The 25,234-nt window shown below is 66.4% G+C and carries 35 protein-coding genes; 1 reads left to right on the top strand and 34 read right to left on the bottom strand.

Translation table 11 applies throughout. From position 1 onward, the window contains the following. Positions 1-116: 116 nt before the first annotated feature. The 12 genes from BDO18943_RS37305 to BDO18943_RS37250 all read right to left on the bottom strand — a co-directional run bounded on the left by BDO18943_RS37305 (position 117) and on the right by BDO18943_RS37250 (position 11,144). A complete protein-coding gene (locus tag BDO18943_RS37305) occupies positions 117-887 on the bottom strand; it encodes a DNA adenine methylase (protein ID WP_210771964.1) in 771 nt (256 codons plus the stop codon). A 157-nt stretch (positions 888-1,044) separates the two neighbouring features. Further along, positions 1,045-1,518 carry a C40 family peptidase gene (locus BDO18943_RS37300; protein WP_175026134.1) on the bottom strand — a complete coding sequence of 158 codons (474 nt, stop codon included), beginning with the start codon at positions 1,516-1,518 and terminating at the stop codon, positions 1,045-1,047. Between the two features lie 4 nt (positions 1,519-1,522). Then, on the bottom strand, positions 1,523-2,077 hold the full coding sequence (locus tag BDO18943_RS37295) for a DUF4376 domain-containing protein (RefSeq protein ID WP_175026133.1): 555 nt from the start codon (positions 2,075-2,077) through the stop codon (positions 1,523-1,525). Between the two features lie 2 nt (positions 2,078-2,079). After that, the gene (locus BDO18943_RS42845) at positions 2,080-3,624 is read right to left on the bottom strand and encodes a phage tail protein (RefSeq protein ID WP_235996289.1); all 1,545 of its coding nucleotides are present in this window, start codon (positions 3,622-3,624) and stop codon (positions 2,080-2,082) included. A 15-nt stretch (positions 3,625-3,639) separates the two neighbouring features. After that, complete coding sequence (locus BDO18943_RS37285) at positions 3,640-4,278, bottom strand: phage tail protein I (protein WP_175026132.1); 639 nt, start codon at positions 4,276-4,278, stop codon at positions 3,640-3,642. After that, positions 4,271-5,377, bottom strand: coding sequence for a baseplate assembly protein (locus BDO18943_RS37280; RefSeq protein WP_175026131.1), 1,107 nt, complete (start codon positions 5,375-5,377; stop codon positions 4,271-4,273). Before BDO18943_RS37280 ends, BDO18943_RS37285 begins: the two co-directional genes overlap by 8 nt. Beyond that, positions 5,374-5,721 carry a GPW/gp25 family protein gene (locus BDO18943_RS37275; RefSeq protein ID WP_175026130.1) on the bottom strand — a complete coding sequence of 116 codons (348 nt, stop codon included), beginning with the start codon at positions 5,719-5,721 and terminating at the stop codon, positions 5,374-5,376. Before BDO18943_RS37275 ends, BDO18943_RS37280 begins: the two co-directional genes overlap by 4 nt. A gap of 63 nt (positions 5,722-5,784) precedes the next feature. Further along, complete coding sequence (locus BDO18943_RS37270; protein ID WP_175026129.1) at positions 5,785-6,402, bottom strand: phage baseplate assembly protein V; 618 nt, start codon at positions 6,400-6,402, stop codon at positions 5,785-5,787. After that, positions 6,399-7,592, bottom strand: a complete 1,194-nt coding sequence (locus tag BDO18943_RS37265; RefSeq protein ID WP_175026128.1) for a contractile injection system protein, VgrG/Pvc8 family — start codon at positions 7,590-7,592, stop codon at positions 6,399-6,401. Before BDO18943_RS37265 ends, BDO18943_RS37270 begins: the two co-directional genes overlap by 4 nt. Further along, positions 7,580-7,786, bottom strand: a complete 207-nt coding sequence (locus BDO18943_RS37260; protein WP_034175821.1) for a tail protein X — start codon at positions 7,784-7,786, stop codon at positions 7,580-7,582. The genes BDO18943_RS37265 and BDO18943_RS37260 overlap by 13 nt, the downstream gene beginning before the upstream one ends. Then, a complete protein-coding gene (locus BDO18943_RS37255) occupies positions 7,786-8,700 on the bottom strand; it encodes a phage tail protein (RefSeq protein WP_175026127.1) in 915 nt (304 codons plus the stop codon). Before BDO18943_RS37255 ends, BDO18943_RS37260 begins: the two co-directional genes overlap by 1 nt. Beyond that, entirely contained in the window at positions 8,700-11,144 is a 2,445-nt protein-coding gene (locus BDO18943_RS37250) for a phage tail tape measure protein (protein ID WP_175026126.1), read from the bottom strand. The genes BDO18943_RS37255 and BDO18943_RS37250 overlap by 1 nt, the downstream gene beginning before the upstream one ends. 29 nt (positions 11,145-11,173) lie before the next feature. Here BDO18943_RS37250 and BDO18943_RS37245 point away from each other — a divergent pair, with 29 nt between their 5' ends. Beyond that, a complete protein-coding gene (locus BDO18943_RS37245; protein WP_175026125.1) occupies positions 11,174-11,434 on the top strand; it encodes a hypothetical protein in 261 nt (86 codons plus the stop codon). A 119-nt stretch (positions 11,435-11,553) separates the two neighbouring features. Here BDO18943_RS37245 and BDO18943_RS37240 read toward each other — a convergent pair whose 3' ends face one another. The 22 genes from BDO18943_RS37240 to BDO18943_RS37135 form a co-directional block, all read right to left on the bottom strand. Next, on the bottom strand, positions 11,554-11,796 hold the full coding sequence (locus BDO18943_RS37240) for a phage tail assembly protein (protein ID WP_175026124.1): 243 nt from the start codon (positions 11,794-11,796) through the stop codon (positions 11,554-11,556). Between the two features lie 138 nt (positions 11,797-11,934). After that, complete coding sequence (locus tag BDO18943_RS37235) at positions 11,935-12,459, bottom strand: phage major tail tube protein (protein WP_175026123.1); 525 nt, start codon at positions 12,457-12,459, stop codon at positions 11,935-11,937. Positions 12,460-12,461: 2 nt separating this feature from the next. Then, positions 12,462-13,892 carry a phage tail sheath subtilisin-like domain-containing protein gene (locus tag BDO18943_RS37230; protein WP_175026122.1) on the bottom strand — a complete coding sequence of 477 codons (1,431 nt, stop codon included), beginning with the start codon at positions 13,890-13,892 and terminating at the stop codon, positions 12,462-12,464. Positions 13,893-13,895: 3 nt separating this feature from the next. Further along, positions 13,896-14,132, bottom strand: a complete 237-nt coding sequence (locus tag BDO18943_RS37225) for a hypothetical protein (protein ID WP_027809958.1) — start codon at positions 14,130-14,132, stop codon at positions 13,896-13,898. Further along, positions 14,129-14,593 carry a Gp37 family protein gene (locus BDO18943_RS37220; RefSeq protein WP_027809957.1) on the bottom strand — a complete coding sequence of 155 codons (465 nt, stop codon included), beginning with the start codon at positions 14,591-14,593 and terminating at the stop codon, positions 14,129-14,131. Before BDO18943_RS37220 ends, BDO18943_RS37225 begins: the two co-directional genes overlap by 4 nt. After that, positions 14,593-15,039 (bottom strand): gp436 family protein, encoded by a 447-nt coding sequence (locus BDO18943_RS37215; RefSeq protein WP_175026121.1) that lies wholly within the window; start codon positions 15,037-15,039, stop codon positions 14,593-14,595. Before BDO18943_RS37215 ends, BDO18943_RS37220 begins: the two co-directional genes overlap by 1 nt. 7 nt (positions 15,040-15,046) lie before the next feature. Further along, positions 15,047-15,343 carry an Acb2/Tad1 domain-containing protein gene (locus tag BDO18943_RS37210; RefSeq protein WP_175026120.1) on the bottom strand — a complete coding sequence of 99 codons (297 nt, stop codon included), beginning with the start codon at positions 15,341-15,343 and terminating at the stop codon, positions 15,047-15,049. Positions 15,344-15,345: 2 nt separating this feature from the next. After that, positions 15,346-15,678: a capsid cement protein gene (locus BDO18943_RS37205; protein ID WP_175026119.1), complete on the bottom strand. Its 333-nt coding sequence runs from the start codon at positions 15,676-15,678 to the stop codon at positions 15,346-15,348. Continuing rightward, positions 15,675-15,872, bottom strand: coding sequence for a hypothetical protein (locus tag BDO18943_RS37200; protein WP_175026118.1), 198 nt, complete (start codon positions 15,870-15,872; stop codon positions 15,675-15,677). Before BDO18943_RS37200 ends, BDO18943_RS37205 begins: the two co-directional genes overlap by 4 nt. Before the next feature lie 13 nt (positions 15,873-15,885). Then, a complete protein-coding gene (locus tag BDO18943_RS37195) occupies positions 15,886-16,812 on the bottom strand; it encodes a major capsid protein (RefSeq protein WP_175026117.1) in 927 nt (308 codons plus the stop codon). A gap of 19 nt (positions 16,813-16,831) precedes the next feature. Further along, entirely contained in the window at positions 16,832-17,956 is a 1,125-nt protein-coding gene (locus tag BDO18943_RS37190) for a peptidase (RefSeq protein ID WP_175026116.1), read from the bottom strand. 192 nt (positions 17,957-18,148) lie between these two features. Next, positions 18,149-18,676, bottom strand: coding sequence for a phage virion morphogenesis protein (locus BDO18943_RS37185; RefSeq protein ID WP_175026115.1), 528 nt, complete (start codon positions 18,674-18,676; stop codon positions 18,149-18,151). Beyond that, the gene (locus tag BDO18943_RS37180) at positions 18,673-19,506 is read right to left on the bottom strand and encodes a phage head morphogenesis protein (RefSeq protein ID WP_175026114.1); all 834 of its coding nucleotides are present in this window, start codon (positions 19,504-19,506) and stop codon (positions 18,673-18,675) included. Before BDO18943_RS37180 ends, BDO18943_RS37185 begins: the two co-directional genes overlap by 4 nt. Beyond that, positions 19,499-20,950: a DUF935 domain-containing protein gene (locus tag BDO18943_RS37175; protein WP_235996288.1), complete on the bottom strand. Its 1,452-nt coding sequence runs from the start codon at positions 20,948-20,950 to the stop codon at positions 19,499-19,501. Before BDO18943_RS37175 ends, BDO18943_RS37180 begins: the two co-directional genes overlap by 8 nt. 11 nt (positions 20,951-20,961) lie before the next feature. Further along, positions 20,962-22,485, bottom strand: a complete 1,524-nt coding sequence (locus BDO18943_RS37170) for a hypothetical protein (RefSeq protein WP_175026112.1) — start codon at positions 22,483-22,485, stop codon at positions 20,962-20,964. Then, a complete protein-coding gene (locus BDO18943_RS37165) occupies positions 22,482-23,006 on the bottom strand; it encodes a DUF3486 family protein (protein WP_229278265.1) in 525 nt (174 codons plus the stop codon). The genes BDO18943_RS37170 and BDO18943_RS37165 overlap by 4 nt, the downstream gene beginning before the upstream one ends. Further along, the gene (locus BDO18943_RS37160) at positions 22,997-23,305 is read right to left on the bottom strand and encodes a hypothetical protein (RefSeq protein WP_175026111.1); all 309 of its coding nucleotides are present in this window, start codon (positions 23,303-23,305) and stop codon (positions 22,997-22,999) included. Before BDO18943_RS37160 ends, BDO18943_RS37165 begins: the two co-directional genes overlap by 10 nt. Next, a complete protein-coding gene (locus BDO18943_RS37155) occupies positions 23,298-23,675 on the bottom strand; it encodes a hypothetical protein (protein WP_175026110.1) in 378 nt (125 codons plus the stop codon). Before BDO18943_RS37155 ends, BDO18943_RS37160 begins: the two co-directional genes overlap by 8 nt. Then, a complete protein-coding gene (locus tag BDO18943_RS37150) occupies positions 23,672-23,887 on the bottom strand; it encodes a TraR/DksA C4-type zinc finger protein (RefSeq protein ID WP_175026109.1) in 216 nt (71 codons plus the stop codon). The genes BDO18943_RS37155 and BDO18943_RS37150 overlap by 4 nt, the downstream gene beginning before the upstream one ends. Further along, positions 23,874-24,413, bottom strand: coding sequence for a hypothetical protein (locus tag BDO18943_RS37145; protein ID WP_175026108.1), 540 nt, complete (start codon positions 24,411-24,413; stop codon positions 23,874-23,876). Before BDO18943_RS37145 ends, BDO18943_RS37150 begins: the two co-directional genes overlap by 14 nt. Beyond that, positions 24,406-24,570, bottom strand: coding sequence for a hypothetical protein (locus tag BDO18943_RS37140; protein WP_175026107.1), 165 nt, complete (start codon positions 24,568-24,570; stop codon positions 24,406-24,408). Before BDO18943_RS37140 ends, BDO18943_RS37145 begins: the two co-directional genes overlap by 8 nt. Beyond that, positions 24,567-25,232 carry a transglycosylase SLT domain-containing protein gene (locus tag BDO18943_RS37135; RefSeq protein ID WP_175026106.1) on the bottom strand — a complete coding sequence of 222 codons (666 nt, stop codon included), beginning with the start codon at positions 25,230-25,232 and terminating at the stop codon, positions 24,567-24,569. The genes BDO18943_RS37140 and BDO18943_RS37135 overlap by 4 nt, the downstream gene beginning before the upstream one ends. Positions 25,233-25,234 lie beyond the last annotated feature (2 nt).

Here is a 25,234-nt window from a genome sequence, read left to right as displayed (position 1 = left end):
TGAAGCGCGCCGCGATAAAAGCGGCTCGTTTTGCGAGATAAGTTTCACCGGGTAATTGTTGCACGCATTGAAAGCGAATTGCAGAGACAAGGGGCCGAGAGGCCCCTTTGTCACGTCTACCAGTTCCGAATGATCAGCTCGCCCGACTTGGCCTTCGATCGGCCGGCGCCGCCCACGGTGTAGTTGATGTCCACTCGCTCGATGTTCAGCCCGGCGAACGCCTGGTGCATTTCCGGGATGTCGTTCACGGAAACGATCATCCGGCCCTGGACGGTCTTGGCCAGGTCGCCCATGCGCTGGTACTGATGCAGCCCGAAATCGACGCCATAGCCCTCGGTGCCCCAGTACGGCGGGTCGCAGTAGATCAGGGTGTGATCGCGGTCGTACTTGCGGATGCAGTCGGCCCAGTCCAGGTTCTCGATGTAGGTCCGGCTCAGGCGCAGGTGGGCGGCCGACAGGTCTTCCTCCAGGCGCAGCAGGTTGAGCTTCGGCCCCGAGGTGGTCGAGGTGCCGAACGTCTGGCCATCGACCTTGCCGCCGAAGGCCATCTTCTGGAGATAGAAGAACCGGGCGGCGCGCTGAATGTCCGTCAGCGTCTCCTCGGGCGTGATCTGTAGCCACTTGAAGATTTGCCGCGAGGTCAGCGCCCATTTGAATTGCCGGACGAACTCCTCCAGGTGGTGGCGGACCACCCTGTACAGATTGACCAGCTCCCCATTCACGTCATTGAGCACCTCGACCTTGGTCGGTGCCTTCAGGAAATAGAGCGCGGCCGCGCCGCAAAACGGCTCGACGTAGCAGGTGTGCTCGGGGAAGAGCGGGAGGATGTGTTTCGCCAGGCGGCGTTTGCCTCCGATCCAGGGGACGATGGGGGAAGCGGATTGCATTTCCATTCTGTGTAAGCCCTTTTTGTTAGTTGCAATTGTGTTAGGCTTAGACCCGCCGTGTGCACGGTAAGGGGGCCTTGGCCAAGGCTCACAGGTTCTGTCTGTGGGTTACGGTGACGGCCGAGGTGTTCCCGCACCACGGCCGCCGCCCTCTTCTTCATGCCGGTTGCAGTGCGTCCGGCGTCTCGATCAAGCGAGCCTCGTAGGGCAGCATCCAAAGGTGCTGCGGCGTAATCCGGTACAGCGCGTCAGGCCGGAACAGCGGCTGCCCCGCCTCGTGGAAGGCCCAGGCCGCCATCTCGCTACAGAACCACCGATCTGGCTCTTGCCAGTCCCGATGCAGGCCAATCCCAAGCACACCCAGCCAGTCGTAGGGCTTGCCGATCTGCGACTCGGCGGCCGCGATCACAGCCTGGGCATCGGCGCAAGGGATCGTCATGACCGCAGCGCGGCTGGCGTGGGCCAAGCGGGTCGCCAGCAACTCGCGCTCAACGCCGTGGAAGGCCACCGCACCGAGTACCGACTGGCCGTCAATCAGATCGACATGCGACCAGGCCGACCAGGTGGTAACGCGGATCAAAGCGCTGCCAGGATGCCGGCGCCGGGTGAAGAGCAGTTGGACGGCCGACATCGTCTCAGCCTCCAAATGTTTCCGGCCAGCCGGCCGAAAAGTCGTAGGCAGCCGGGTCGGCTGCAGCCTCCATCGCCGCGCGGTGAGTTTCCGCGATGGCGAACAGTCGTGCATCGAGGTCGCCTGCAGCCGCCACGATATCGAAGGCGAGCTGGGCCGTGATGGTGGCCAACGAACCGTCCATCGTCTTCCACTTCACCGGCTGGCCGAGGATGGTGAGGTTGTCCGCCATTGCGCCGCCGGCCGCGAGCTGGTCACGCGCCTTGTCTTTCAATCCGAGGTGCTGGATGCGGCTGTCTGCGTCGCTGTGGAACCACAGCGCCCCGACCTTGAATCCACCCGCCTTTCGCCGGTCGCGCTCCGCCTTGATGGCATCCCACTTGATGTTCCTGACGACAGAAAGGTCAACAGGGGGAGGTGTGAATGGCGTCAGATCGCTTGGGGTCTGAAGAACAGCTCCATCCGGCGCGGTAAAGACAAGCGTGCCAGCAACGGAGGAAACCAATACGTCATCTTCAAAGGCCCACACATCACCTGATGCTGTTGCGTAGTGCTGCATGTTTATAGCTCCTGCCAAAGTGCTAGCGTGTTCGTTCCAGATGCTTGAGTGACTTGATAGGTAGCGCCAGGCGGAACTATCCCCTGCAAAAATCCGAACATGTTGGCGGCGACTGGCGAGTAGAACTGAGCAACCTCAGCCCCTCCGATTAGCAACCGGCATCCTGATTGCGCAACTGCCTGCGTTTGAATCGTTACCGCGACGTGGAGAGGGCGCCCGGTTGTGTTCGTGTAAATCGTGCCAATGGCCCGGCTGCCGGCGACGCCGGTATAGCTAGATTGCCCAGAAGCAACTCCAGGATTGACCCCCCTCGCGGGATTGAGCAAAACCCACTTGTCCAGCGTCGCGTCGTACTGCAATTCGATCCAGTAACCCGCACCAGCGATGTCGCCAGCGACCAGAGCCACTCCGTTACCCTTGACGATGTTCTTTGCAGCGATGGTGCCGCTGTTGGGGGTGAACGTAGGGGCGGCTGCTGTGTTCGCCGAGGCCGCCCGGACGTAGAGAGTCATGCCGTTGGTCAACGCAGTGATGGCTGGCGCAAAAGCTGCTGTGATCGCGTCAGCCGTGCCGGCCGCATTGGCGACGCTATACGCGTTCTGCTGCGAGCCTGCCTGCGAGGCAGCATCGGTAATCCCATAACCGGCGATGGTTGTCGGATTGGTTCCGCCTGTGACCTGGCCGCGTTGATTGACCGTGACACTGCGATACGTGCCGGCTACGACGCCAGTCTTGCCGTCCACCATCTCGAACACCAAGCCAGTCACCCCGAGGGTGATCGGGGCGTCGGTCACCAGCTGCCAGACCGAATCCGCATTGGCCGTGCCTTGTTCGACCGAGACGAACATGCCCGGCGTGACCTCGATGGCTGCGTCCGCATCGGCGGCCCGCATCCAGTTTCCGGCGGCTACCACATAGATACCGTTGTCCGCAGCGGCAGCTTGGTTTTTCACCAGCACTCGGTCACCCGCTGCCAGCACCACACCGTCGATCGTCAGCAGGCCCGATAGCGCGATCGCCGCCGTGGTGGCCACGCGCACCGACTGCTTGCCGTCCAGCTTGTTGATCTCGGCCGCGACCTTGTCGTCGCAGTATTGCCGGGTGGCCAGAACCACGCTCGGATCGACCAGCAGGGTGACCGCCGAGGTGTTGGCCACCTCCAGGATCATCCGCACGTAGAGCTGCTTGTTGGAGCCGGCCGCCAGGGTCGGCTTGTAGCTCTCGGGGAACTTGCCCACGGCGATCATCGCGCCGGTGCTATCGAACAGGCCGACCTCGCGGATGTAGAAGCCGCCGACGTTGTCCGGGATCACCAGCTCGGCGACGATCCAGTTGGGGTTGTTGGCGTCGACCGCCAGGTGGTTGATCGCGCCGCGCCAGACCTCATGCTTGAGGGCGGTCTGGGCTTCGGCCGGGCTGTAGTAGGCGCCGTTGTCGCCGTCGCCCACCGCCATCTGGGTGAGCGTCAGCGGGGCGCCGGTCGCCGTTGCGGCGGCCAGCTTGTTGCGCCCGGTCGCGGTGAGGATCGTGAAAAACTCATTGGCCATAAGGGCTCCTTCGGATTAAGCAGTCTGCGGATAGACCAAGACGGTCTCGACACTCCAGTGGCCGATGCCGAAGCTCGGCACCTGGCTCACCTGGTTGAGTTCGGTCAGCTCGTAGGGATAGACGGTGGCCAGCTCGCCGCAGAGGGTGGTGGCCGCGATCGCCGGCACCTGGCTGACATTGGTCAGCGAAAGGGTCAGCAGCTCCAGGTGCGAGCGGACGTTCTTGTACTCGGTGATCAGGGCCACCAGGGCGTCGAAGGTGGCCTCGTCGATACCGCGCGTGGAGAGGTCGACGTTGATCTTGAAGTAGTAGGGCTGGCCTCCGTACTGGAACCACTCGCTGATCTGGCCGGACAGGGCCAGCGTCTCCAGCACCTGCTGGATCGCCCAGCGGGTGCCCTTGTAGCGGTGCAGCTCGATGGCGCGCTTCAGCAGGCGCCTGCGTTCGTCGTCATCGCGGGCGAACTGCCAGCCCTCGCCCAGGATGTGCAGCTGCTCGGCCAGGTTGGGTAGTGCCGAGGCGTTGACCGTATCGACCAGATAGACCAGCAGCGGCGACAGGTCGATGTCGCTGATCCGGGCGGCCAGCTGGCCAAGCGCCTGGAAGCGTTCGTCGCCAGCCAGCGGTGGCGGGAGCAGCAGCGCGTCAGCCATCGACCGTCCCCGTCACGACCAGGTTGATGCCGGTGCAGCGCGCCCACTCGTTCTCGGCCAGCACGATCTTGGCCGGGGCGGCGCGCACGATGTCGTACACACCGGCCACCTTGAGCGCGGCCTCGACCTGCACCGGCACGATGTCCCGGCCGAGGCCGGCGGCGCGGTCGGCCTTGTAGGCTTCGGCCGCTGCTTGCGCCTGGGCCAGCACGCTGGCGACGTCGGTGTTCTTGTAGAGCACCAACTGGGCGTCGATGGCGTAGTCGATCGGCGTCGGCGCCAGCGCCTGCACGTTGTCGGTCAGCGGCCGCACGCGGTCTGCTGAACAGGTGGCCTCAACCAGGGAGAGCATGTTCGCGTCCGGCAGGCCGGTGGTGAGCAGCGGGTAGAGCTTGACCACGCCGGGCGTGGGCGACAGCACCGCCACGTCGACGATGCTCTGGTGCGCGCTCTTGGCATGGAACACATAGGCCAGGCGGCTGCCTGCGGTGCTGAAGGCTTCCGGTGCCAGTTTGATGCGCTCGCGCAGGCGGTCGTCTTCCTCCTCCTCGATGCCGCCGGAGGTGACCGTGGTGTTGGCGGCCGTCACTTCGACGTCGCCCAGATCATCGACCAGGTTGTTGATCTGGCCCGGCTGCCAGGCGTTGCCGGCGGTGCCGGGTTCCTCGCAGGTCGCGGCCGCGTCGATCGACAGCTGGCCGGCCAGCAGGGTCACGTCGGCGTCGGTGGCGAAGGTGGCCGTGCCGTCGCCGCCCTCGACGCGGGTGCCGGCCGGGATCAGCAGGTTGGTGGCCAGCGCCGCCGCGAAGGTGAAGCGCAGGGTGGTCTTCGCCGGCTGCGCCGGCAGGCGGGTGACGCCCACCAGCTCGCCCAGGTAGTCCAGCATCGGGGCGCGGGCGTAGGCGACCAGGTTCTGCTTGGCCGCCTCCTGGATGCCGATGCGCACCAGGGTCTCGCGGTAGGCGATCACGTCGATCAGCAGGCGCTCGACCTGCGCCGGGTAAAGGGTCTTGCCGGTCAGTTGCTCATACTGCGCGACGATCTCGGCCGTGATGGCCTGCGGGTCGCGGTCGATGAAACTCGGCTCGGGCAGGCTCACAGGCGCACCTCCGTCTCGCGTTTAACGCCATCTGCCAGCTTCCACTGCACGCGCAGGGTGATCTGAGCCTCCTCGATCGAGGGCGTAACCTTGACCAGCTCGCAGCGCGGCTCCCACAGACGGATCGCCTCGACCGTCTCGCGTACCAGGTGCGGCACGGCCTGGTCGATCGGGTAGTCCAGATAGAGGTGGATGTTGGAGCCGAAGTCCGGGCGATGCGGGTCGCTCCCCTTGGGGGTGCGAAGGATCACGCGGATGGCCTGGTCAATGTCCGCGATGGTCTCGACGATGCCGAAGCTGCCGAGGGCGGGTTGCCAGTGAAGAGAGTCAGATAGCCGGGTCATGCGGCTATCGTGCCGCCATGCCCGGCCGGGGGATATTAAAGGGCTTTAAGGCTTGGCCAGCCGCTAGTGGCTGTGGTGGTTCGAGTTACCGCCAGCATCCATGATCGTGCCGGTGGCGTCGATGTCGCCGATGACCTGGACGTTGCCGGTGATGGCGGCCGCTGCGCCGCTGCCGCCCGAGCCGGCCATGCCGCCCTGGTAGGTCAGCTTGCCTTTCACCAGCAGGTTGCCGGTGACCTCGGTCTCCGGCACGTCGACGGTGACCTTGGCGCCGGCCTTGAGCAGGATGTCGGCGCCGACCTCGACCACCACCTTCTGGATGCCGCCCTTGACCGTCAGCTGGTGGCTGGCGCGGTCGTATTCCATCTCGGCGCCGTCGTCGAAGCGCACGTGATGCTTGTCGCCGCTGGCCACCGGCGCCGGGTCGGAGCTGGAATAGACGGCGCCCAGAACAACGCCGTCCTCGCCGCGCCCGTCCAGGAGCACCACCACATGCTCGCCGAGGTCAGGGAGGTGGTAGTGCTTGTCGCGCAGGGTCTTGGCCTGCAGCACCGGAAGCCAGGCCGTGCGCAGATTGTCGTAGTCGGGCAGGCGCACGCGCACGCGGCAGGTCTTGGCATCGACGGCCGAGACCGTGCCGAATTTGAAGCTGGCGCCGAACTCTTGCAGGGTCTCTCTCATTTCTTCGTGCTCGCTTGGGTGGTGCCGACCACGCCCACCTGGCCGCTACTCTGGACGCCGTACACGTTGAGGGTCTTGCCGGACTTTTTCTTGGCCGAGGTGCTGCCAGCGCCCGAGGCCGGCAGGGCGACGCGCTTCACTTCCAGTTCGGTGACGTAGCCGCCGCCGCGATCGAGGCGGTGGCGGGCCGACTCCACCAGGTACTTGCCGGAGAGCTTGCCGCAGTCGGCCAGCTCGAAGGTGGTGCCGGCGACCAGCTTGGGGTTGCCCGGCACGGTCAGGCTGCCGGCGGTCTGCTGCAGGTTGGCGTCGTCCAGCGCCGCCTGCGCCTTGGCCTGGGCGGCCGCCTTGGAGCCGGAGCGGGTCGAGAGCTTCAGCGTGTCGCCGCTGGCCGATTGGCCGGATTGCTTCTTCGTGCTGGTGGTGGTCTGGCCGACCTCGGTCACCTGGTCGCCCTTCACGCCATAGACCACCAGCTTCTTGGTCTTCGGGTCGTGGTACTTGACCTTGGCCTCCTGGTAGATGTCCTTGATCTTGTCGTGCAGGCGGATGGCGATCAGGTCGGTCGCTTTGAGGGTGGCCACCGTGCCGCCGTCACGCAAGTCGGCCAGCTCGGTGAAGACCAGCTTGCTGCCGACGATCTTGAAGGCATAGCCATACTCGCGTGCCAGGCGCGTGAGGAACTCGACGTCGCGCTCCTGGTACTGCGTCACTCGGTCGATGCGGATGTCGCGGATTTTGCCGGTCAGGGTCAGCTTGTTGCGCTTGGCAATGCGCTGGGCGATCGCCGCCAGCGTGGTGTTCTCGTAGGCACGGCCGACGCGGGTGCGCACCGACTTCTTGACGCCGGTGGCCAGCCCCCGGATCGACACCGTCGCGGGCGGCTGGGCGAACTCGATCTCGTCGATCTCGAACGCCCCGCAGGGTAGCAGCGGCGCCGCCTCATAGCCGATCTTGAGCGACAACGTGTCGCCCTTGCCGGGATACCAGTGACGCACCCAGCGTCCGTCCGCATCCTCCAGCTCGACCTCCAGTTCGTCGGACTGCCCGGACAGGTAGTCGGTGTAGGTGACCGAGCGCACGTAGGGCGTGATGTCGCTGGTGATGTTCTTCTGCTCGTAGGAGAGCACGAACACCGGGTGCGGCACCTTGGCTACGGCGGTGGGCAACTGGTCGGTCAGCGCAGCCACGGCGGCAGCTCCTCGGACAGGTCTTGCTGCTCGATCACCGGCACCGACAGCGTCAGGCCGCCCGGCAGGGTGGTGGCCAGCGGCACGTGCGGGTTGGCGGCGACGATGCGCTCGTACTGCAGCGGATCGCCGTAGTAACGGGTGGCGAGCTGGTCCCAGCGCTCGCCTTCGGTGGTGATGTGGGTCAGGTACATCAGATCGTCCTCGTCACGACCTTGCCGGCCAGCTTGCTGATGCTCGGCGCGGCCGACTCCAGAGCGCCGGTCGCGGTCGAGAGCTGGCCAGCCAGGTAGTCGATGCGGCCGGTCACGGTGCCGGCGCTGACGGCCGACAGGGCGCCCTGGGCGTTACGCACCGCGCCCAGGGCGTTATTGCTGGCGCGCAGGATGCTGGACGCCTCGGGCAACTGGCTGGTCAGGCTGGCCAGGGTCGGCGACAGATTCTCCAGCGGGCCGGCCACCTGTTTCATGCCGGTTAGGAGGCTGGGCACCCGGCCCAGCGCCGCCAGCGGGTTGTCGCGCAGCTTCTGCGCCACGCGGGCAGCATCTACAGCCACCCGCAGCGCGGACTGCGCCTGGTTGGCGTAGGTCACCGCCTGGCGGATGTTGTCGCGCACGGCGGCTGCGCCGCTGGCCAGCGTGGCGACGCCAGCGGTCTGGCTCGCCGGCAGGGCCTTGGCCGCAGCCGGCGGCAGCTTGGGCTGGACGGCGGGCGGCGGCAGCGGGTTCTTCTTGTCGCCGACGAACTCGCGCAGCGTGATGCTGGCCTCCAGCGCGATCAGCGTGCCGGCCTTGTCGGTGTGCTTGCTGGTCGCCTGCACATCGGTCAGCACGAACCAGCCCTTGTAGTCGCCGTTGCCGAGCACCAGGGCCATCGCGTCGTGGGCGGCGAGTGCCTTTTTCAGCTTGGCCAGCTCGGCCTCGGGGTCGCAGTAGTGCAGGTGGAAGGCGAGCTGGATGCGGATTTCGTCGAGCTTGTCGCCGACGAACTGCAGGCGCGGCTTGCCCTCGATCAGCGGGTGCTCGGCATAGTCGGCGCCGAACTGTGACTCGAAGCCGTCGAAGTAGGTGATGAGGTCGAACTGGACGTCGCCCAGGAGCGCAAACATCAGTAGGCCCTCCGTGCTTGCTGCGCGGATACGCGCGCGATCAGTTGCTCCAGCTCCCGCAACGAGAGATTGAGCGCCTCGGTGACCTGGCCCTTGACGGCCTCGGCCGCACCGCCCTGGACCTGGATCGTCGGGCTGAAGTGAATGGTCATTCCCCCAGCGCCACCGGCGACTGCGCCTGCGGTACCGGCGCCGGCCCGGCCAGCGTTGATTCGCTGTGCCGCTGCAGCTGCAGCCGTATCGGAGGCCATGCCGGCCGCAGCCTTGGAGGCCAGCCCAGCCGAGCGGCCGATGCCGATCGCCGCCCCCTGGGCGATGTTGTCGCCGAATCCCATGAAGACGCGGGATGGCGACTTGATGCCCAGGGTGTCGGCGAACCAGCCCTTGATGCTGGAGCCGAAGGAGACGATGCTGTCGCGGGCGGCGGTGAGCTTGGACGTGACGCCATTCACCAGCCCGTTGATCAGGTCGGCGCCGGCCGCGAAGAACTGGTTCTTGAATCCCTTCAGCCAGTTCCATCCGGCCATCACTGCGCCCTTCACCTTGTCCCAGTTCTTCCACACCAGGTAGGCGGCCACGCCAATCGCGGTGACCGCCAAGCCGATGGGATTCAACAGCATGGCCCGGCCGAGCCACAGCACGGCCTGCCCAGCGAGCCGCAAACCGGGCACCAGATTGCCGACCAGCAGCCGCCCGAGGAACAAGGCGCCTCGGCCGACAAGCATCAGCGGGGCGCCGAAGGTCATCAGAAGACCCTGACCGAACGGCACCAGGAAGCGACCGACCGCCAGGATGCCGCCACCGATGGAGCGCAAGCCGGCGATCGCGGGAGCGAAGCGGCCGGCCTGCCACATGCCTTGGAGATACGTCCATTTGCCCGACAGTGCCGTGATGGACGTGCGCAGGGCGTTGAACGGCGAGAGCACCAGGTTGATGCCGTACTTGATGCCGATGAAGGCCATCTTGCCGGCGAGCAGGCCGCCGACCAGGCCGATCACGCCCTTGATCAGGCCGGGGTGTTCCTTGGCCCAGTCGCCGAAGGCTTTGATTCCGGGCTTCAGTTCCTGCAACAGTTCGGTCAGCGGCGGCAGCAGCGCGTCGCCGATGGTGATGCCGATGTCCATCACGCCGATCTTGAACGCCTTGAACTGCTCGGTGGCGCCTTCCATGCGCTTCTTGAAGTCGGCGTCGAGCAGCCCCTTGTCGCCGGCATCCATCGAGCCTTGCTTGATGTCCTTCATCTCGCCCTGGTTGGCAATCGCCGGGCGGATGAACGACATGGCCTGCATGTCCTGGAACAGCTCGCCCAGCTTGTAGGCTTCCGACAGGCGCTGCAGCGCGGCCTCGCGTTCCTTATCGTCCTTGATGGCCATCGCCTGCTGGAACTGGCCGGCGGCTGCCGGCCCCTTGGACTGCATGTACTGCGTGATGATGGCCAGCATGGACTGCACCGGCGTCAGCCCTTGGGCGCGCAGGTTCATCATGCTGCCCTTGAGGTCGATGCCGGCCTTCTCGAAGTCCTTGAGCGTGTCCGGGGCGGTGATCTTCTGCAGGAAGTTCTTGAAGTTGTTGGCCGCCTCATCGTTCGAGCCGGCGCCCTTGCGGGCGATCTGCAGGGCGGCACCGATCTCGGCGACGGCTTCCTTGCCAGTCACACCGAGCGCCTGGAAGGACGGCGACAGGGCCGGGAGCCACTTGGCCATGTCGCGGATTTCAAACTGGCCGCGCTTGCCCGCGTAGGCCAGCATGTTGAGCGCGCCCTCGAAGCCTTCCTCGCCGACCTTGAGGTTGTCCTTCAGGGCGATGGCCACACTGCCCAGGTCGTCCATGCTGGCGCGGGTCGCCGTGGCCGCCTTGGCCATGATCGGGGCGTAATACTCCAGCGCCTTCGCGTCCTGAATGCCACCCGCCACCAGCACGCCGAGGCCCCGGCCGATCTCGGCCTGGGTCTGGTTCCATCGGGTGGCCGATTCGCGGACGGTACCGCTGATCCTGGCCTCTTCGGCCTTGGTGAATTCGCCAGTAATGGCGATGTCCCGCATCTGGTCCTGGAAGCCGGCTGCCAAGCGAACTGACTGCACCACCGGGGCGCCCAGGGCGATAGCCGTGCCGGCTGTCTCCATCGCCTGGCCACGCAGATCGGCGCGGGCTGCCTTGAGCGCCTCGCCCCGCGCCATGCTGGCCGCCAGCTTCTCCTGCTTGGCGCGAAGCTGATCGATGGTCTGGCCGAGCCGTTCATACTGGCGGCGCAGCTCGCCCACGTTGCGGGTGGGATGCGACATGGCGCGCGCCATGACCTCGCCCAGTCGGGCGTGCTTGACGCGCAATTCGTCGGCCGCCTGGCCGAGCTTCAACGAGGTGCCGCGCGCCGAGGCGAAGGCGGCCTGGAAGGTGCCGGACAGCACCGCGCCGATCTTGACCCCTACGAGCAGTTCATTGGCCATGCCGTTTTGCCTTTTGCTATCCTAGAAACATGTTTGAAAAAACCGCCCTCACTACCGCCAAGACGCTCTACTGGCTGGCCATCGGCAGCGGTGCCGCGTGGCTTGCCTGGGTGTGCTTCGCGCACTTGCCGTTCTGGGCGGCGCTTTTCCTCTTCCCCTTCGCGCTCGCCCTGGCGGCGATGGCCGGCGCGCCCCTGGCGGCCGGCGCTTCCTTCATCGGCGGTTTGCTGGTGGCCGTGGTGGTGTTCATCGGCCGTAAAGCGACTGCATCATCTCGTTCCGGCGCTTGACCTCGCGCTCGGCGACCCCGATCCAGAACCAGTAGTCCTCCATGTCGAGGCCGTCGATCTCGGACGGCTGAATGCGCAGGACCGTGAGCAGCACTTCGTCCAGCGGCCGCAGCGCTTCGTCAGTTGTCCACCATGCTGCGAAAGGTGTCGGTCAGCGCCTTCGAGTCGGCCAGGTCGAGCTGGTCGATGTCTTCCAGCGTCAGGCCGGTGATCTGGGCAAACAGGAAGTCTTCCTGTTCCCCTTCATCCTTGCTGTACTTGGCGGCGGCCTTCATGTCGGCGCGCTTGGCGCGGCGGACGGTGAGCTTCTCGATGCGCTGGCCGGCAGCGTTGGTGAACGGGTGCTTGAGGGTGAGTTCCATGAGGCTTCCTTCGCGTGGGTTGAAAAACAAGGAGGTACGCGAAGGATTGTCGGCTGGCGCCGAGCGCGGGTCAGTTAAACGGCTTTAACAAATGAAAAGGCCCACCGAAGTGGGCCTGCAGGGGGAAGCGGTTAAGGCTCAGCCGCCGATATTGCTGCGGTAGTCGGCCAGCATGTCCTCGCCGCCGACGCGGAAGATGTTGGCCATGTAGTCCAGCTCCAGCACCTCGTCGCCATCGACCACCTGCTTGATGTAGGTCGCTCCGAACGCCGAGCTGAATTCGGCGTTGTCGTGCTGCTTGTAGGTGCCGAGCGGGTTCTTCTTGAACATCACGGTCAGGAAGGTGACCAGGCTCACCTCCTGGATGCGGCCCTGGGCGCCGTAGGTCTCGATGCTGGAACGGCACTGCAACTGCACCGCCTTGAACGGGTTGGCCACGGTCTTGGCCACGTCCTTGTAGAGCGAGTTCCACTTGATCTCGCCTTCCAGCTTGTCGAAGCCCGCCGGCAGTTCGATCTTGCCGACCATGCCGAGCGCCTTGTGCTCCTGCATGATGGCCGACACGTCCGGCAGTTTGATCTCCTCGGCGCGGCCGAGCAGCGAGTTGCCATTCACGTAGATGTTGGCGTTGGTGATGCGGTTGATTTCGATCTTGCCGGCCATGATCAGTTGCCTCCCTTCAGCGTCAGCAGGTATTCCGAGGTGATCTCGGTCTCAAACGTCAGGCGCTCCAGGGGCGGCGGCGGGGTGTACTTGTAGCTGATCAGCAGATGCCCGTTGGCCAGCTCGGTTTCCTCGTTGCGCGCTGGGTCGAACCACGCCTTGAAGCCCAGCAGCGCGCCATCGCCGATCAGCTTGCGGCCGTAGCCGTTCACCGATTCCACCAGGGCGTCGATCAGTGCCTGGTTGATCGGCATGTCGATGAACTGCTGGCTGAAGTAGCGCAGCGACTCGTTGATCACGTCGCCGGTGCGGCGCACGTTCTCGAAGTTGCGCATGTGGCTGACGGTCGGCCAGGCGGCGGTGCGGTTGCCCCACAGCCGGAAGCCCGAACCGTAACTTGAGAACACCGTGGTGATGCCTTGCTCGTTGAGCAGGTTCACCTCGGACTGCGGGTCGTCGATCATCGCCGAGAGCTGGCGCTCGACGCCGATCACCCCGGCCAGCTCCTGGTTGGAACTGGACCACCAGAAGCCCTTGTCCAGATCGACCTTGGCGCGCAGGCCGGCGGCGCGGGCGGACAGCGGCTCCAGGCGCTCGGCGTTGAGCACCGGGTCATACACCTTCACGTGCGGGTAGCACAGGCGCACGCGGTCGCTGGAGGTGTTGAAGTTGATGGTGCCGGCCGGGCCGCGACCCGCCAGCGCCTGGGCGTAGGTGGTGCCGATCGGCGCGTCGATGTAGGCCACCGCATCCAGCTGGTCGGCCATCGCGATCAGCTCGACCGCCACCGAGTTCTGCGTGCAGAAGGCCGGGGCGATCAGAATCTTGGCGAAGAAGCCGAACAGGTTGTAGGTGTCCTTGAGCGCCTTGAGACCCGTGCGCACACCCGCCGCATTGACGGTGCCGATGATGTCCGCTGCCGTGACTTTGGTCGGGTCGGCGTAGTCGTAACTGGCCTTGACGCTGGCGCCGGCCACGATGCCGCCGCCCTTGACGCGGGTCAGCTCGCCGGTGAGCGTATCGACCGTGTAGTCGGTGCCGAGCACGTAGGTGGTCAATCCGTCGTTGCTCTTCACCACCAGGGCGGCCACCGCGCCGTGCGCGAGCTTCACGCGGTCGGTGGAGGCGTCGAAGGTGATGGCCTCGGAAACCACGGCCGTCTTGTGGATCGTGGGGTCGAGCACGTTGATCACGATCACCGTGCCGGCGCCGTGGTCGTAGATCGCATCCAGCGCCTGGGGGATGGTGAAGCCCGGAAGTTGCGAGCCGAAGGCGGCCGCATCCTTCTCGGACAGGGTCAGGGTGGCCGCATTGACCGCGCCGATCGGCGCCGTGCCGATCAGGCCGATCACGGCCGATTTCACCGTGCGAACGGGACGCGGGCCGCGCTCGACCTCGATGGTTTCTACGCCATGCAAGTAGTTTGCAGCCATCGCTTACGCTCCTTTCGCTGCGGGTTCATCGGTGCCGGCGCTGGTGCGCGCCGACGTCTTGGTGGCCGGCCGGGTCTGGGCACTGAGCGGGGTCAGGTGACCCAGGGCCAGCAGGGTCTTGGTGTACTCGTGCTCTTCCGGCAGCTCGACCTCGGCGCCGGTGTGGAGCATCACTTCCTGGGCTTCTTCGCCCTTTTGCAGCGTCACGCCGCTGGTCGGCCCGCTGTAACGGTATTTCATGGGTTCTCCTCGTAAGTAACCAGGGTCAGGGGTGTTTCGGTATTGACGTCGGCGTCCTCGACCAGCATCGCCTCGGTGGCCAAATCCACGGCGTACTGCCACAGGCCGGCCGTCTCTCCCAGGAACTTCTCGGACACGGCCCAGACCTTTCGGCAGTCCGGCGGGCGGAAGCCCACCAGCGCCTGGCGTACCGCATCCACCACGTCGACGGCGCCGCCCTTGCCGTTGAGCTGGCGCAGGATCACCGTGACCGACAGCTTCACGGTGCGCGGCTGAGCGATGTAGGTGACATCGACGGTCGTGTCGAACTGGCTCCCCAGGTAGCTCACCAGGAGTGCGCCCCTAGGGTGGTTGAGCCGGTATTCCGCCGGCCGGTCGGGGAAATACTCGACGGCCAGCTGGGGGAGCTTCACCTTCAGGCGCTCCACCACGGCGTCGATGATCTGCAGGGTGGTGGCCATCAGTAGCGATCCAGCAGGTCAGAGCCGAAGCGGCGCGGACGCGCCCGCACCTTCATCTCGCCCGGCTCCGGGGCGGCTTCCCCGGTCGGCACGCCGATGGTCAGCTTGGCGTCGCGGATGGCCTCCAGCATCTGCAGGGCGGACTTGTAGGTGCGGGTGACCGCGTCGGGCAGCTCGCTGCCTTCCGGCCGCCGGGCGTACAGCCAGTGCCGCGCCAAGTTGACCGTCATGTCTTTGACGACGGACGGTACCGGCGCATCTGCCCCACCCAGCGGCAGGATGTAACGGCCGCGCAGATGGGCATCGACCAGCTCTTCCGCCTGCCTGACGGCTTCCTCGACCACCGCCGCGTTCATGGCGGTGGCCGATTCGTCGTCGTTGGAGAGCCAGACCAGCGTCTGCGGCGGGATCGCCAGCTGCAGGTCGGGAAGCGAGCAGTAACGCATCGTCGCCTCAGAACGTGGTCGGCCGGGCCACGGCGCGGGTCAGCGCCATGAAACCTTGCTGCAGGTGGTCCTGGCCGATCGTCATCCAGCGGTCGGTCTCGAACGCTTCCTCGGTGACGCCGATCAGGGTCTGGTCGCCGACCTGGACGGGCTCGCCGTCCATTTTGAAGGCCGGCAGGCGCTCGCGCAGCTTCTCCACGAGCGTGCCGACCTCGGCCGCCTTGGCTTTCACCTCGTTCATCAAGGCGATTTCGTCCTCGGTCAGGTCGCGGTAGCCGGCGATGAGCTTGTGCTGGTTGTCCATGCTCAGATGCCCCGAACGATCCGGATCACGTCGCCGGCCGCCGCAGCGGCATCCAGGGCGAAGCCGTTGCTGATGCCTGCAGCCTTGGTGATGGCCTTGCCGTTGGCGTCGGACTCGACCTCGGCCCCGGCAGCGATGGCGGCGCCGGCTTCCACCAGCAGGATTCCGTGGGTGTTCACCGGGGCCTGTTCGCCAAGGTCGGCGGCGGTCTCGGCGATGCCCAGGGCCTTAGCCCCGGCGGCGCATACGGCGCCGGTCAGGCCGACGAAGCGCAGCCGGCTCAGGGCGGCTGCAGCCGTGACCGAGGTGGTCAGGCAGATTTGTTGGGTCTTCACGCTTTGGCTCCTTTCTTGGTGGCCTTGGATTCGTCGCCGGCATTGGCCGCATCAGCAGCCGCCGGGGACACGTGGTCGCCGAGGGCGGCCGCTTCCTGGTCGGTCAGCTTGACGATGTCGCCGGGTTCGGCGCGCTCGCCATCGAGCAGCAGCGGCGTGGCGCCGACCTGGTAGGGTTTCTTTTCCTGTTCCATCAGCGGCTCCCGGTTAGGCGTTGGTGTCGGCGATCAGGAAGCCGGCTTCGGCACCGAGCAGATACACACCGAAGTTGTCTGTGTTGCGCACCAGCTCCAGCTTTCCGTCCTCGGTGCGCTTGTCGATCTGCGGCATGCCCTTCTTGCGCAGCGTGTAGCCGAAGGAGGGCTCGTAAGGCGTGCGCTCGGCGCCCTGGCGCTGCTGGGCAACGTAGGCGAGCACGATGTTGTCGCCCCACAGGTCGCCAAAGGTGCCCGTGTCGCTGGAATAGACGGCGCGGCCGACCACGATGCGCTCGACCTCCAGGATTTCCTTGAGCAGCTCGACGGTCAGCACACCCTTCATGCTGTACTTGATGCGCTCCAGGAACTGCGGGTGCTGCTTGATCGCCTTCCAGGAGGCGGCGCCAATGACAGCGGTGTTCGGGTACTTGCCGATCTTGCCGCGCACGGCTTCCTTGCCGTCCTCGAAGACTCCGATCGGGTCAGAGTTGGCCTTGTCGGTGAAGCGGCTGGTGCCGGCCAGGACGATCTTATTGCTGGCGGCGTAGTTCGCGGTGTTCTGCGCCAGATCGGCTACCTTCTTCTCGTGGCGCAGGCGGATGCCCTCGGTCACGACGTGGGTGGCGTGCGCTTCGAGAGGGAAGGCGGCCTCGTCGCTCTCGCGGTAGTCGATCGGGTATTCCAGATCGTGCTCGTCGAGGGAGACGGTGACACTGTCCACGTCCTCGGGATTGATGCGGTTGGACTTGGCCCGCAGGGCACGCTCGGTGTTGTAAATCTTGAAGGCTTCCTTGCCGAACTTCGGAATCTTGCCGCCTTCCTTGTCCACCGGAACGAAGGGAAAGAGGACATCGCCCACCAGGTCGGCGTTGCTGTAGCCGACCGACAGGTTGGTCAGAACCGGGTCAACGACCCGCAGGTTGGATAAACGGCCCATTGAAATCTCCTGGGTTGGGTTACTTGATCACGCAGGAGGCAGCGGTGGCGTAATCCACCTTGTGCTCCTGCATGTACTGGCGAATCTTGCGATCGAGGGCGAGGCGGTCCTGATCGACGTTCTCGCCGTAGTCCACCGCGTCGCCGCCGGATTGCTGACCGGCCTTGTCCTTGGTGGCGGTTTCGCCGAACTCGACCACCTTGGGCAGATCACCCAGGAAGGACTTGAAGGCGGTGGCCAGCGGCTGCTTGGCATCCCCCTCGCCGAACTCCAGGGCGGTCTCGCCGTCCGCGAAGTCGAGGAAGGCGACCACGGCTTCCTTGTGCTTCGGGGCGAGCTTGCCCTCGCCGACGAGCTGCTCGGCATAGGCCAGGTGGTCGCCGTGGCGCTTGGCGGCCGTGCTCGCCTTCTCGCGCGCATCGGCTTCAGCCAGGCGCTGTTTCAGCTGGGCGTTTTCGGCCTCCAGTGCGGCCTTTTCCTCGGGTGTCACTGCATGGTTCTCCTCGTGAGGTGGGTGGGTCGGGGAAACGATGGGATCGGCAAAGGCGGTGCGCGGGGCGTCGTCGTCCTGGCGTGCGGCTTCGCGGATGGATTCGATCTGCCAGTCAGGAACCACCTGGTCGGCGGTTTCCTGGCCGAACTTGGTCAGCAGAAAATCGCGCAGGCGGCGCCAGAGGGAGGCGTTGGCCTCCATGCCCCAGTCGCTGAACTCGACCACATCGCTATCGGGGTCGTCTGCGAAGGCAACGGCCTTGAGGCCCTTCACCGCCGGGGGCTGGGCGCCAAGGAAGCCGACGTGGCGCAGGTAATAGACGCCGGGCACCGGGTTGTTGGGGGCGTCGGGCAGGTAGAAGCTGGCGCTGATCTTCTTGTAGCGGCCGGCGGCCACCAGCTCGGCGAAGTTCGCATCGACCTGGTGCGGCTCGGCGTTGAGGCCATCGGCCCCGGCGGCCAGCGACTTCACCCAGCCGTAGGCCGGGGCGTCGTGCTTGGGGTGGCCGATGACGATCGGCGCCTCGTGCTTGGCCGGGTCGTAGGCGCGGGCGCTTGCCTCAAGATCGGATTCGGAAAACTCCAGCGTCACACCAGACATCGCGGTCTGGCGACCGGGCTTGAAGATGTGGAGGTGTTTGGTCGTGTTCATGCCGCCATGATCGGCGGCGGGCGGGGGGCGGTCTTTTAATCGACTTTACAATTCCGGCCCCTCGGCGGGAAACGCGCGGGAGAAGTGGGCCGGCATGCTGCGCACCAAGCCTTTATAAAACCTTAGGGCGCGCCGATCAGGGCGTCGGACTATCGTTGCGCGTCCCGAGCGCCCCGAACGCTGCCAGAGCGGCTAGACGCCAGCCGCCCGTTTGAGGTGCCGCAGGATGGTATCGAGCACCTCTTCGCGCGCCTCGGGCTGCAGGTCGCCGTCCGTAGTGAGCGGCAGATACGGGCGGGCCGGAATCTCGACCTTGCGGCCGCGCCCAGCCATCCCGCCGAACTGGTGGATGGCCGCGTATTCCTTGTTGCTGCCGACCACCGCCTGGGTGCTGTCGTAGTCGGTGCTGATGTTGCCAGCCAGATCGCCGGTGTGCTGCAGGATGCGGAAGCCGGCATCCTGTCTGCGTTGAGCTGCGGCCGTCAGCTCGCCGTTCTTCTTGTACGTCTTCTTGCCGCCGAGGCGGGCGTGCTTGGTGGCCTCGGCCAGGGGCGTCCATTTCGGTCGGCCCTCGGCGGCGAAGTTGTCTTCGGTGACCTTGTGGAGCGCCTGGGCGATCTTGCGCATGGCCGGGCTCAGATCGACGCCCGCGTGCTCCAGCCGCTGCAGCGCCGCCTGCAGCTGGCTGTCGTCGACGGTGATGCTGACGAAGTCGCTCACGGCAGTTCCTTCCTGGCGAGCTTGGCCAGGTCGCCGGTGTAGCGCTTGGGGTCGGGCTGCCAGGAGGCGGCGCCGGGGTTGTAGCTCCAGCCTACGTCCGGGGAGAAGACGATCTCCCGGCGGGTGACCGGGTCGGTCGCGCGGTAGGTGGCCACCTCGCGCATCTCGCCGGTCTTCTCGGAGACCAGCTTCATGGCGCTCCCGAGCTTGCCGGACGAGCTATCCGCCTTGATGCCGCCCTTGGTGAGGTTGTCTTCCGAAAGGGCCACGACGCGGCACCGGCAGCCCCAGCCGTTGGGCGGGTAGAACGAGCCCCAGAACGGATCGTCGTAGCGGAACACCTTGCCGTTCATGGCGCGGTGGCTGGGCCGGGTGCGCCCATCCAGGATGGCCACGTACTGCCAGTAGGGGCGGTCGTCGGCGTTGGCGAGCTGCTCCTGGAAGCGGCCGGCCATGTAGGCGGTTTGCAGGTTGGTGCGGTAGATCGTCTGCAGGCGCCAGGGGCTGCCCAGTTGCACCTGGCTGACCTCGCCCGTCTCGCCGTCGACGTGTTCCTGCCTGCCCCACCAGCCCTTGGCCTGGAGCACCGGCGTCAGCTCCTTTGCAAACCATGCAAGGGTCTTGCCTTCGGTGAGGGCCTTTTCCACCGCCTCGCGGATGTCCTGCAGGATGTCCAGGCGCGTGGCCTTGGCCACGGTGAACGCCTGGGCCTGGGCCTCTTGCCACAGCTCTTCCCAGTCCCAGGTGACCGCGTAGCCCTTGTTCTTCAGGTACTCGACCGCCTTCCTGGGCGGCAGGGTCATGCAGTAGGCGAGATCCACTTTAGGCATGCAGCCGGCCCCACAGGTTGGCCACGAAGATCATGCGCGCCAGGCGTTCCTGCAGGCCGGTGGCGTCCATCTCCGGGTACAGATCGGCGAGCGTGCCGAGCAGCTCGTCGGGCTTGGCACCCTTGGCGATCCGCTTCAGTAACGGTGCCAGCATGGCCTGGGCGTCCGCATTCATGGCGTCGGCCGACAGCGCGTCAAGGGCGGCATCGAGGGCGTCCTGGTCGGGGGCCACGTCGCCCTCGGCGAACTCGGCCGCCGGGGCGATGGGCTCGGCCGCTTCGTCCAGATCGCCGTCCTGCAGGCTGTAGGCGCGCTTGAAGTAGGCCGGAGTCAGCTTGGCGCCGGCCCGCACCAGCTTCTCGTCGCGCTCGGCCAGCACCTTGTCGACCTCCTGTTGCTCCCACATCTCGAACACCGGGCGGGCGCCGTCGTTGAAGTTCAGCTCGCACACCCAGCGGATCAGGGTGTTGAAGGCTTCCTGGACGATGGCCTTGTCGCCGTCGCGGATGTCGCGGGTCACCTCCAGCCCGGCCTGGGCCGAGGCGCGGTTGGCGTTGGCTTCGGTGGTCTGGTTCTGGCCGAGTAGCGCGATTGACACCTCGGAGCGGCAGAAGTGCAGCAGCCGTTCATAGACCTCGGTACTGCCCGTCTTGCCGGCGGCTTCCTTGATGTCGACGCTGGAATCGTCCGGGATCACCGCCACGGCGTCCTGGACCATGTCTTCCAGGCGGTCGAGCAGCTGGTTGGTCTCGGCGTCCGAGGCGCTGCGCGGATGCTTGCCGATCACCCAGGGGGCGCCGTACTTCTCGGTGAACTGCACCCAGAACTTGAGGCCACCCTTCTTGAAGGTGGTCGGCCAAAAGCACATGGATAGATCAGCAAAGCCGTAGGGGTTGTGATAGCTCGGGTCCTGGCGCGGCACCAGGAACTTGCGCGGCGGCAGCTCCTCGCCCTGCAACTGCGCCTGGCGAGAGCGGAAGCGCAGCTCGTTCTCCGGCGAGTAGAGGAACCAGTCGGCCGGCTTGCCGACGACATCGACCGGCACCAGGTAGCCGCCGACCTTGCCCCACATCACCTCCATCGGCTGGTAGCCGTAGAGCACGGCGTCCAGCATTTCGGTGATGATCCGCGACAGGTCCAGGTCGGCGAAGATGGCCTCGATCGACTTGGCCACGCGGCTCTTGGCCTTGTCACGATCCAGCCCCCATTCGAGGGCCTTCACGGCTGCCTTGCGGCGCCGGATGCAGCCGCCCACGTGGGCATCGGCCCGCAGCTCGCGATAGACCTTGATGTCCTTGCCCAGCGCCTTGAGCACCGGATCGGGGTTGGGCAGGTACATGCCTAGCCCGTAGAAGTCGATGCTGCGGCCGCGCGTGGCGATCTGGTCGGACAGCGATTTGCTCGGCTCCCCGAACTGGACGAACTCGGTGGGGCTGACCCACATGCCTTTGGCTCTCATTGATACCCCTGGGTGATTCTGGCGCCGGTGCGACGGCGGCGGGATTTCACCGTCACCGGGCCTTTGTTGATCTCGCGGCTGGCGAAGTAGGCCAGCGCCACCGCCACGGCAGCGTCACCGTGGCGCTTGCCCTTGTCCTCGCCGGTCGTGCGGGTCTCGGGGATGCGCGGCACGCCCTTGATGACCTGCACCGCCCGCAGGTCGGCCAGCACGTCCCCGTCGCGCGGCAGGCCGTCCAGGTTGCCGTCCTCGAGGGCGGCCTTGACCGGCGGCATGTGCTCCCGGTACCAGCCCTCGGACAGCATCACCTGCTGGATGCGGCTGGCGCCGTAGCGCTGCATGGCCACCTCGGCCAAGAACTGGCCGTTGCCCCGCGCATCGAACGCGCCGCCGGTGAAGCGCGGCAGGCGGTCCATCAGGTAGAAGGCGATCTGCTCCTGCTGGCGGAAGGGCACGTTGCGCAGCTCGACCAGGAAGGGCACCCGGCGCACCAGGTTCTGCGTCTGGATCAGCGGCACATGCACGGTCAGGTCGCCGCTGCGGCCGAAGTCCTCGCCGTTGAAGGAGATGGCCTCCGCCGGCAGGGCGGCCAGCAGCGGCGCCAGGTGGGCCTCCAGCCAGTCGCGGCACTCGGCGGCGCGGATGTGGTCGGGCAGCAGCTCGAAGCCGGCCTTGCATTCCCAGCGCAGCACCGGCGTGTCGGCCGACATGCGCGACTCGATCAGGGCGCGGGACAGCCAGGCGCCGCCCGAGTTGGCCGGCACGCAGTCCAGCTCCTCCTCGGCGCCGTCGCCATAGAAGGCGTAGACGTCGGCCATCCAGGCCGCCTCTTCGGCCGCCGTCCATTCCTTGCCCAGGCGCAGGCAGACGCGGCGGTACAGGCCATCGGCCACTGCTTCCTGGAAGGTCACCCGATGCACGGTGCCCTTGCGCTTGCCGGCCCGGATGTCTTCAACCAGCTCGTTGAACGGGTTCTCCACGCCGTTGTGGGTGGAGATGACGCGCACCCGGCCGCCCCAGATCAGCATGGCCAGCGCTGCCTTAAGCAGCTCGTCGAGCTGGTCGTGGAAGGCGGCCTCGTCGATCACGATGGTGCCCTGGCGGCCGCGCAGGTTGGAGGGCCGGCTGGTGAGAGCAACGATACGAAAGCCCGAGGCCGGGAAGCGGATCGTGAAGGTCTTGATGTTCTTGTCGGCGTCGTCGTCTTCCCAGAAGCCCTCCTCGATCTCCGAGGCGGCATGGTTGAAGGCCCGAGCCCACATCGCGCACGCCTGGATGTACTCGATGGTCATGTCCTGGTTGTACGCGATGTAGTAGACATTCTGCCCGCCGGCCGACCGGTTGGAGGCGGCGGTCAGCACGTCGTCGGCGGCCTCGCCCCAGGTCAGGCCCGTCCGGCGGCTCTTCTCGATCACCTTGAGCGGCGACTTGTCGGCGACCCATCGTTGCTGATAGCCCATCAGCACGGCCGGTGCTTCGGCCGTGGCGGTGTTGGGCAGACGGGCGGGAATGGTGGTCATGCGGCGATCCCGAGGATTTCACGGCGCAGCTGATCGACGGATTCCGCCGACAGGCCGCCCTTCTTGGCGATCTTCTCCACGGCGGCAGCCGCAGCTTCAGCGCGGGCGCGGACTTCGGCCTGCCACTTCTTCTGCGTGACAGTCGCTCGGCCCAGCTCGGCCACGGCGCGGGCGACCTTGGGCAGGTCGAACTCGCCTTCCTCGGCCATCAGCAGCTTGAACAGGTGCTCCTGCACCAGGCGCATCAGGGCCTCGTTGACGGCGCCTTCCTCGTCCGGCGCGGCCGCGACCACGGCGCGGGCCTGCTCGCTGGCCATCTTGAGCGCCGACAAGCGGGTCTCGAACGCCTGGCCGTAGCGGTGCAGCGCGCTCTTGCTGATGGCGTAACCGCGCGCCTTCAACTCCTCGGCCAGCAGCTCGTAGTCGCTGAAGTTGTTCTCGGCGAGCGCCCGGTCCAGCCATTCCTTGATCTCGGCCGGCATGCCGGCCACCTTGCTGCGCGGCGGCATGGTCAGGCCCAATACTTGACCGGCCGGGCAATGCCAGGCTGGCAATCGACGGTGTATTCGGCGATGTCGACGCCGTAGCGGGTGACATCCGCGAACCAGCGGCCGCTGGGCTCCTTCTTCAGCTCGACCAGGGAGCGGTCGGCCAGGTAGTCCAGCTCGCGCCGCAGCTCCAGCGCGGTGGCGTCCGGGTAGATCGCCTGGATCGTGGAAAGCACCAGCTCCTCATAGGCACCGATCGGGCGGGCGTTGTTGAGCGTGAGCAGGATGTTCCAGCGCATGGATTCGCGCCGGACCTTGGCTTGGTCAACCATTGTTGGCTCCCTTCATTTGAACGACTTCGAGCTTGTTGTAGAGGGCGTCCAGCTTGGCCTCGATCACGCTTTGGCCCCGGACGTAGTCTTCGCGGCGGACGTACTGCAGCGGCAGATCGGCCTGGAAGCGCAGGAATTCCCGCTCCAAGGCCGCCCAGCCTTCGACCTCCCGGCGGTTCTGATCGATCACCGTGCCGAACTTCTCGTCCCAGTGCCGGCTGGCCTGTTCGCGGGCGTTTTCCATCGCCTCGAATCGGTCGTTCAGCCGGCGGTCGATCTGCGACAGCAGCAGCTTCCCAGCGGCGAAGAGGAAGCCGAGGAACGAGATCAGCAGCGTGATCAGCTGCCAGAACTCAACTTGTACGGTCATGCGTGGGTTCTCCCTTGATGTTCTTGAACGGTCTGGCATTCCACGCAGAGCGTGACACCGGGTACGGCTTGCTGGCGCCCTTCCGGGATCGGCTCGCCGCAGTCGAGGCAGTGCGAGGCCGAGCGCCCAGCCGGGCGGGCAGCGCGCCGCGCGGCGAGGGCGAATTCCCGGTCGGCCATCTCGCGGTCGCTGGCTTGGTCAGCGATGTCCATCGGTGGCCTCCTCATGCCAGTCGATCAGCGCGTCGAGTCGGCTGCGGCAGGCGTCGTACTGGTGTCGGGTACCGTCGATCCAGCCAGCGACGTCGGTATCGCTGGCAGCGGGGGCATCCGCTGCAGCAGCCCCGCTGGCGGGCGCGGGCAGGACTGGAGTGCGGAGGCCGATGGCGGGTTCGTTGAGCAGCCGCACAGTGCCAGCGTTGAGGCAAGGGCGGCCAGTAGTAAGGCGCTTGATTTCACGTGCATGCTCCTGAGCTTGGGTTTGGCGGTTGGTCTCTTCGGCGGCCAGGCGTGCCTGTAGGGCGTCGCCGCGCGCTTGGGCTTGCTGGAGGCGATCCAGCGCGGCCTGTGCGGCCTGGCGCTCTTGGGTGGCCTGGTCGGCCTTGAGCGTGGCGACCTGTGCCGTGCAGCGGTCTTGCTCTTGCTCGCGTCCGGTCTGCCAGCCAGCGATCGCCGCGAGCAGCGTCCAGACCAGGAAAGCGAGGGCAAGCCACGGGCGCGCAATGGAGGTGTCAAGCATGGCGAGCCCTCCGTTGGTTGCGGCGCTTGTTCGCCAGGCGCTTGGCGGAACGGACGCCGGAGACGCGGCCCTGGCGGATCAGCGGCGCCGGGACGTAGCCGAGCGGGAAGGAGAAGCGCGGGACGAAGTCCAGCAGCGAGAGCAGGTAGCGGATCATGCGCAGCTCCCTTGGCCCCAGCCGGCGGCCACATAGCGCGGCTCGAAGGTGCGCAGGATCAGGCGCGGATAGCCCCGGTTTTCCCGGAAGGCCGCCGCGTGGCGCCCGGCGTTGTAACGCTCGACCTGATCGAACCAGCGGGCGCTGTCGGCCCCTTGCGCGGCGGCCAGCTTCTGGTCGCGCCACACCCAGCCCAGGCCGCCGTTGTAGGCGGACAGGGTCATGGCCATGCGATCACACGCCGAGGCGGCCTTGATGCGCTCCCACAGGTGGCGGTCGTAGGTCACCAGGGCGCGCAGGCCCCAGCCCGGATTGAAGGGCTGTCTGGCGGCCAGCGCCGGGTAGGCGTCGGCGATCCAGTCGGCGGTGGCCGGCATGAACTGCGCGATGCCCTGCGCGCCGACCGGGCTGATCGCGTCCGGGCGCCAGCGGCTTTCCGCATGCACCTGGCCGGCGAACGTGGCCACCGGGGCGTCGAGGCCCCACACGGCGCGGGCGTTGCGGATCAGGTCGGCGCGGTGCTTCTGGGCGCCCGGAGGGATGTCGGCGGCGGCTGCGTTGCGGACGCACAGCAGGCCACCGACCACCAGGGCCAGCAGGTAGCCGATCCAGAACACCCCGGCCGGCGTCAGCCGCAGACGAAAATGAGCGGGGCGGCGCATGG

Origin of the sequence: Burkholderia aenigmatica (assembly GCF_902499175.1) — a bacterium.
Taxonomy (GTDB): Bacteria; Pseudomonadota; Gammaproteobacteria; order Burkholderiales; family Burkholderiaceae; genus Burkholderia; species Burkholderia aenigmatica.
The sequence above is the reverse complement of the archived record's forward strand: the minus strand, read 5'-3'. Positions and strand labels throughout refer to the sequence as shown.

Bases quoted from the DNA above. Each gene is read 5' to 3' on its own strand.
- BDO18943_RS37230 (WP_175026122.1), bottom strand. From the start codon at position 13,892: ATGGCTGCAAACTACTTGCATGGCGTAGAAACCATCGAGGTCGAGCGC.
- BDO18943_RS37150 (WP_175026109.1), bottom strand. From the start codon at position 23,887: ATGGACATCGCTGACCAAGCCAGCGACCGCGAGATGGCCGACCGGGAA.
- BDO18943_RS37210 (WP_175026120.1), bottom strand. From the start codon at position 15,343: ATGGACAACCAGCACAAGCTCATCGCCGGCTACCGCGACCTGACCGAG.
- BDO18943_RS37270 (WP_175026129.1), bottom strand. From the start codon at position 6,402: ATGAGAGAGACCCTGCAAGAGTTCGGCGCCAGCTTCAAATTCGGCACG.
- BDO18943_RS42845 (WP_235996289.1), bottom strand. From the start codon at position 3,624: ATGGCCAATGAGTTTTTCACGATCCTCACCGCGACCGGGCGCAACAAG.
- BDO18943_RS37255 (WP_175026127.1), bottom strand. From the start codon at position 8,700: ATGTTTGCGCTCCTGGGCGACGTCCAGTTCGACCTCATCACCTACTTC.
- BDO18943_RS37295 (WP_175026133.1), bottom strand. From the start codon at position 2,077: ATGCAGCACTACGCAACAGCATCAGGTGATGTGTGGGCCTTTGAAGAT.
- BDO18943_RS37175 (WP_235996288.1), bottom strand. From the start codon at position 20,950: ATGTGGGTCAGCCCCACCGAGTTCGTCCAGTTCGGGGAGCCGAGCAAA.
- BDO18943_RS37215 (WP_175026121.1), bottom strand. From the start codon at position 15,039: ATGCGTTACTGCTCGCTTCCCGACCTGCAGCTGGCGATCCCGCCGCAG.
- BDO18943_RS37260 (WP_034175821.1), bottom strand. From the start codon at position 7,786: ATGTACCTGACCCACATCACCACCGAAGGCGAGCGCTGGGACCAGCTC.
- BDO18943_RS37305 (WP_210771964.1), bottom strand. From the start codon at position 887: ATGCAATCCGCTTCCCCCATCGTCCCCTGGATCGGAGGCAAACGCCGC.
- BDO18943_RS37195 (WP_175026117.1), bottom strand. From the start codon at position 16,812: ATGGGCCGTTTATCCAACCTGCGGGTCGTTGACCCGGTTCTGACCAAC.
- BDO18943_RS37190 (WP_175026116.1), bottom strand. From the start codon at position 17,956: ATGAACACGACCAAACACCTCCACATCTTCAAGCCCGGTCGCCAGACC.
- BDO18943_RS37300 (WP_175026134.1), bottom strand. From the start codon at position 1,518: ATGTCGGCCGTCCAACTGCTCTTCACCCGGCGCCGGCATCCTGGCAGC.
- BDO18943_RS37140 (WP_175026107.1), bottom strand. From the start codon at position 24,570: ATGATCCGCTACCTGCTCTCGCTGCTGGACTTCGTCCCGCGCTTCTCC.
- BDO18943_RS37180 (WP_175026114.1), bottom strand. From the start codon at position 19,506: ATGCCTAAAGTGGATCTCGCCTACTGCATGACCCTGCCGCCCAGGAAG.
- BDO18943_RS37245 (WP_175026125.1), top strand. From the start codon at position 11,174: ATGTTTGAAAAAACCGCCCTCACTACCGCCAAGACGCTCTACTGGCTG.
- BDO18943_RS37275 (WP_175026130.1), bottom strand. From the start codon at position 5,721: ATGACCCGGCTATCTGACTCTCTTCACTGGCAACCCGCCCTCGGCAGC.
- BDO18943_RS37225 (WP_027809958.1), bottom strand. From the start codon at position 14,132: ATGAAATACCGTTACAGCGGGCCGACCAGCGGCGTGACGCTGCAAAAG.
- BDO18943_RS37220 (WP_027809957.1), bottom strand. From the start codon at position 14,593: ATGGCCACCACCCTGCAGATCATCGACGCCGTGGTGGAGCGCCTGAAG.
- BDO18943_RS37170 (WP_175026112.1), bottom strand. From the start codon at position 22,485: ATGACCACCATTCCCGCCCGTCTGCCCAACACCGCCACGGCCGAAGCA.
- BDO18943_RS37135 (WP_175026106.1), bottom strand. From the start codon at position 25,232: ATGCGCCGCCCCGCTCATTTTCGTCTGCGGCTGACGCCGGCCGGGGTG.
- BDO18943_RS37285 (WP_175026132.1), bottom strand. From the start codon at position 4,278: ATGGCTGACGCGCTGCTGCTCCCGCCACCGCTGGCTGGCGACGAACGC.
- BDO18943_RS37145 (WP_175026108.1), bottom strand. From the start codon at position 24,413: ATGCTTGACACCTCCATTGCGCGCCCGTGGCTTGCCCTCGCTTTCCTG.
- BDO18943_RS37160 (WP_175026111.1), bottom strand. From the start codon at position 23,305: ATGGTTGACCAAGCCAAGGTCCGGCGCGAATCCATGCGCTGGAACATC.
- BDO18943_RS37240 (WP_175026124.1), bottom strand. From the start codon at position 11,796: ATGGAACTCACCCTCAAGCACCCGTTCACCAACGCTGCCGGCCAGCGC.
- BDO18943_RS37250 (WP_175026126.1), bottom strand. From the start codon at position 11,144: ATGGCCAATGAACTGCTCGTAGGGGTCAAGATCGGCGCGGTGCTGTCC.
- BDO18943_RS37200 (WP_175026118.1), bottom strand. From the start codon at position 15,872: ATGGAACAGGAAAAGAAACCCTACCAGGTCGGCGCCACGCCGCTGCTG.
- BDO18943_RS37155 (WP_175026110.1), bottom strand. From the start codon at position 23,675: ATGACCGTACAAGTTGAGTTCTGGCAGCTGATCACGCTGCTGATCTCG.
- BDO18943_RS37235 (WP_175026123.1), bottom strand. From the start codon at position 12,459: ATGGCCGGCAAGATCGAAATCAACCGCATCACCAACGCCAACATCTAC.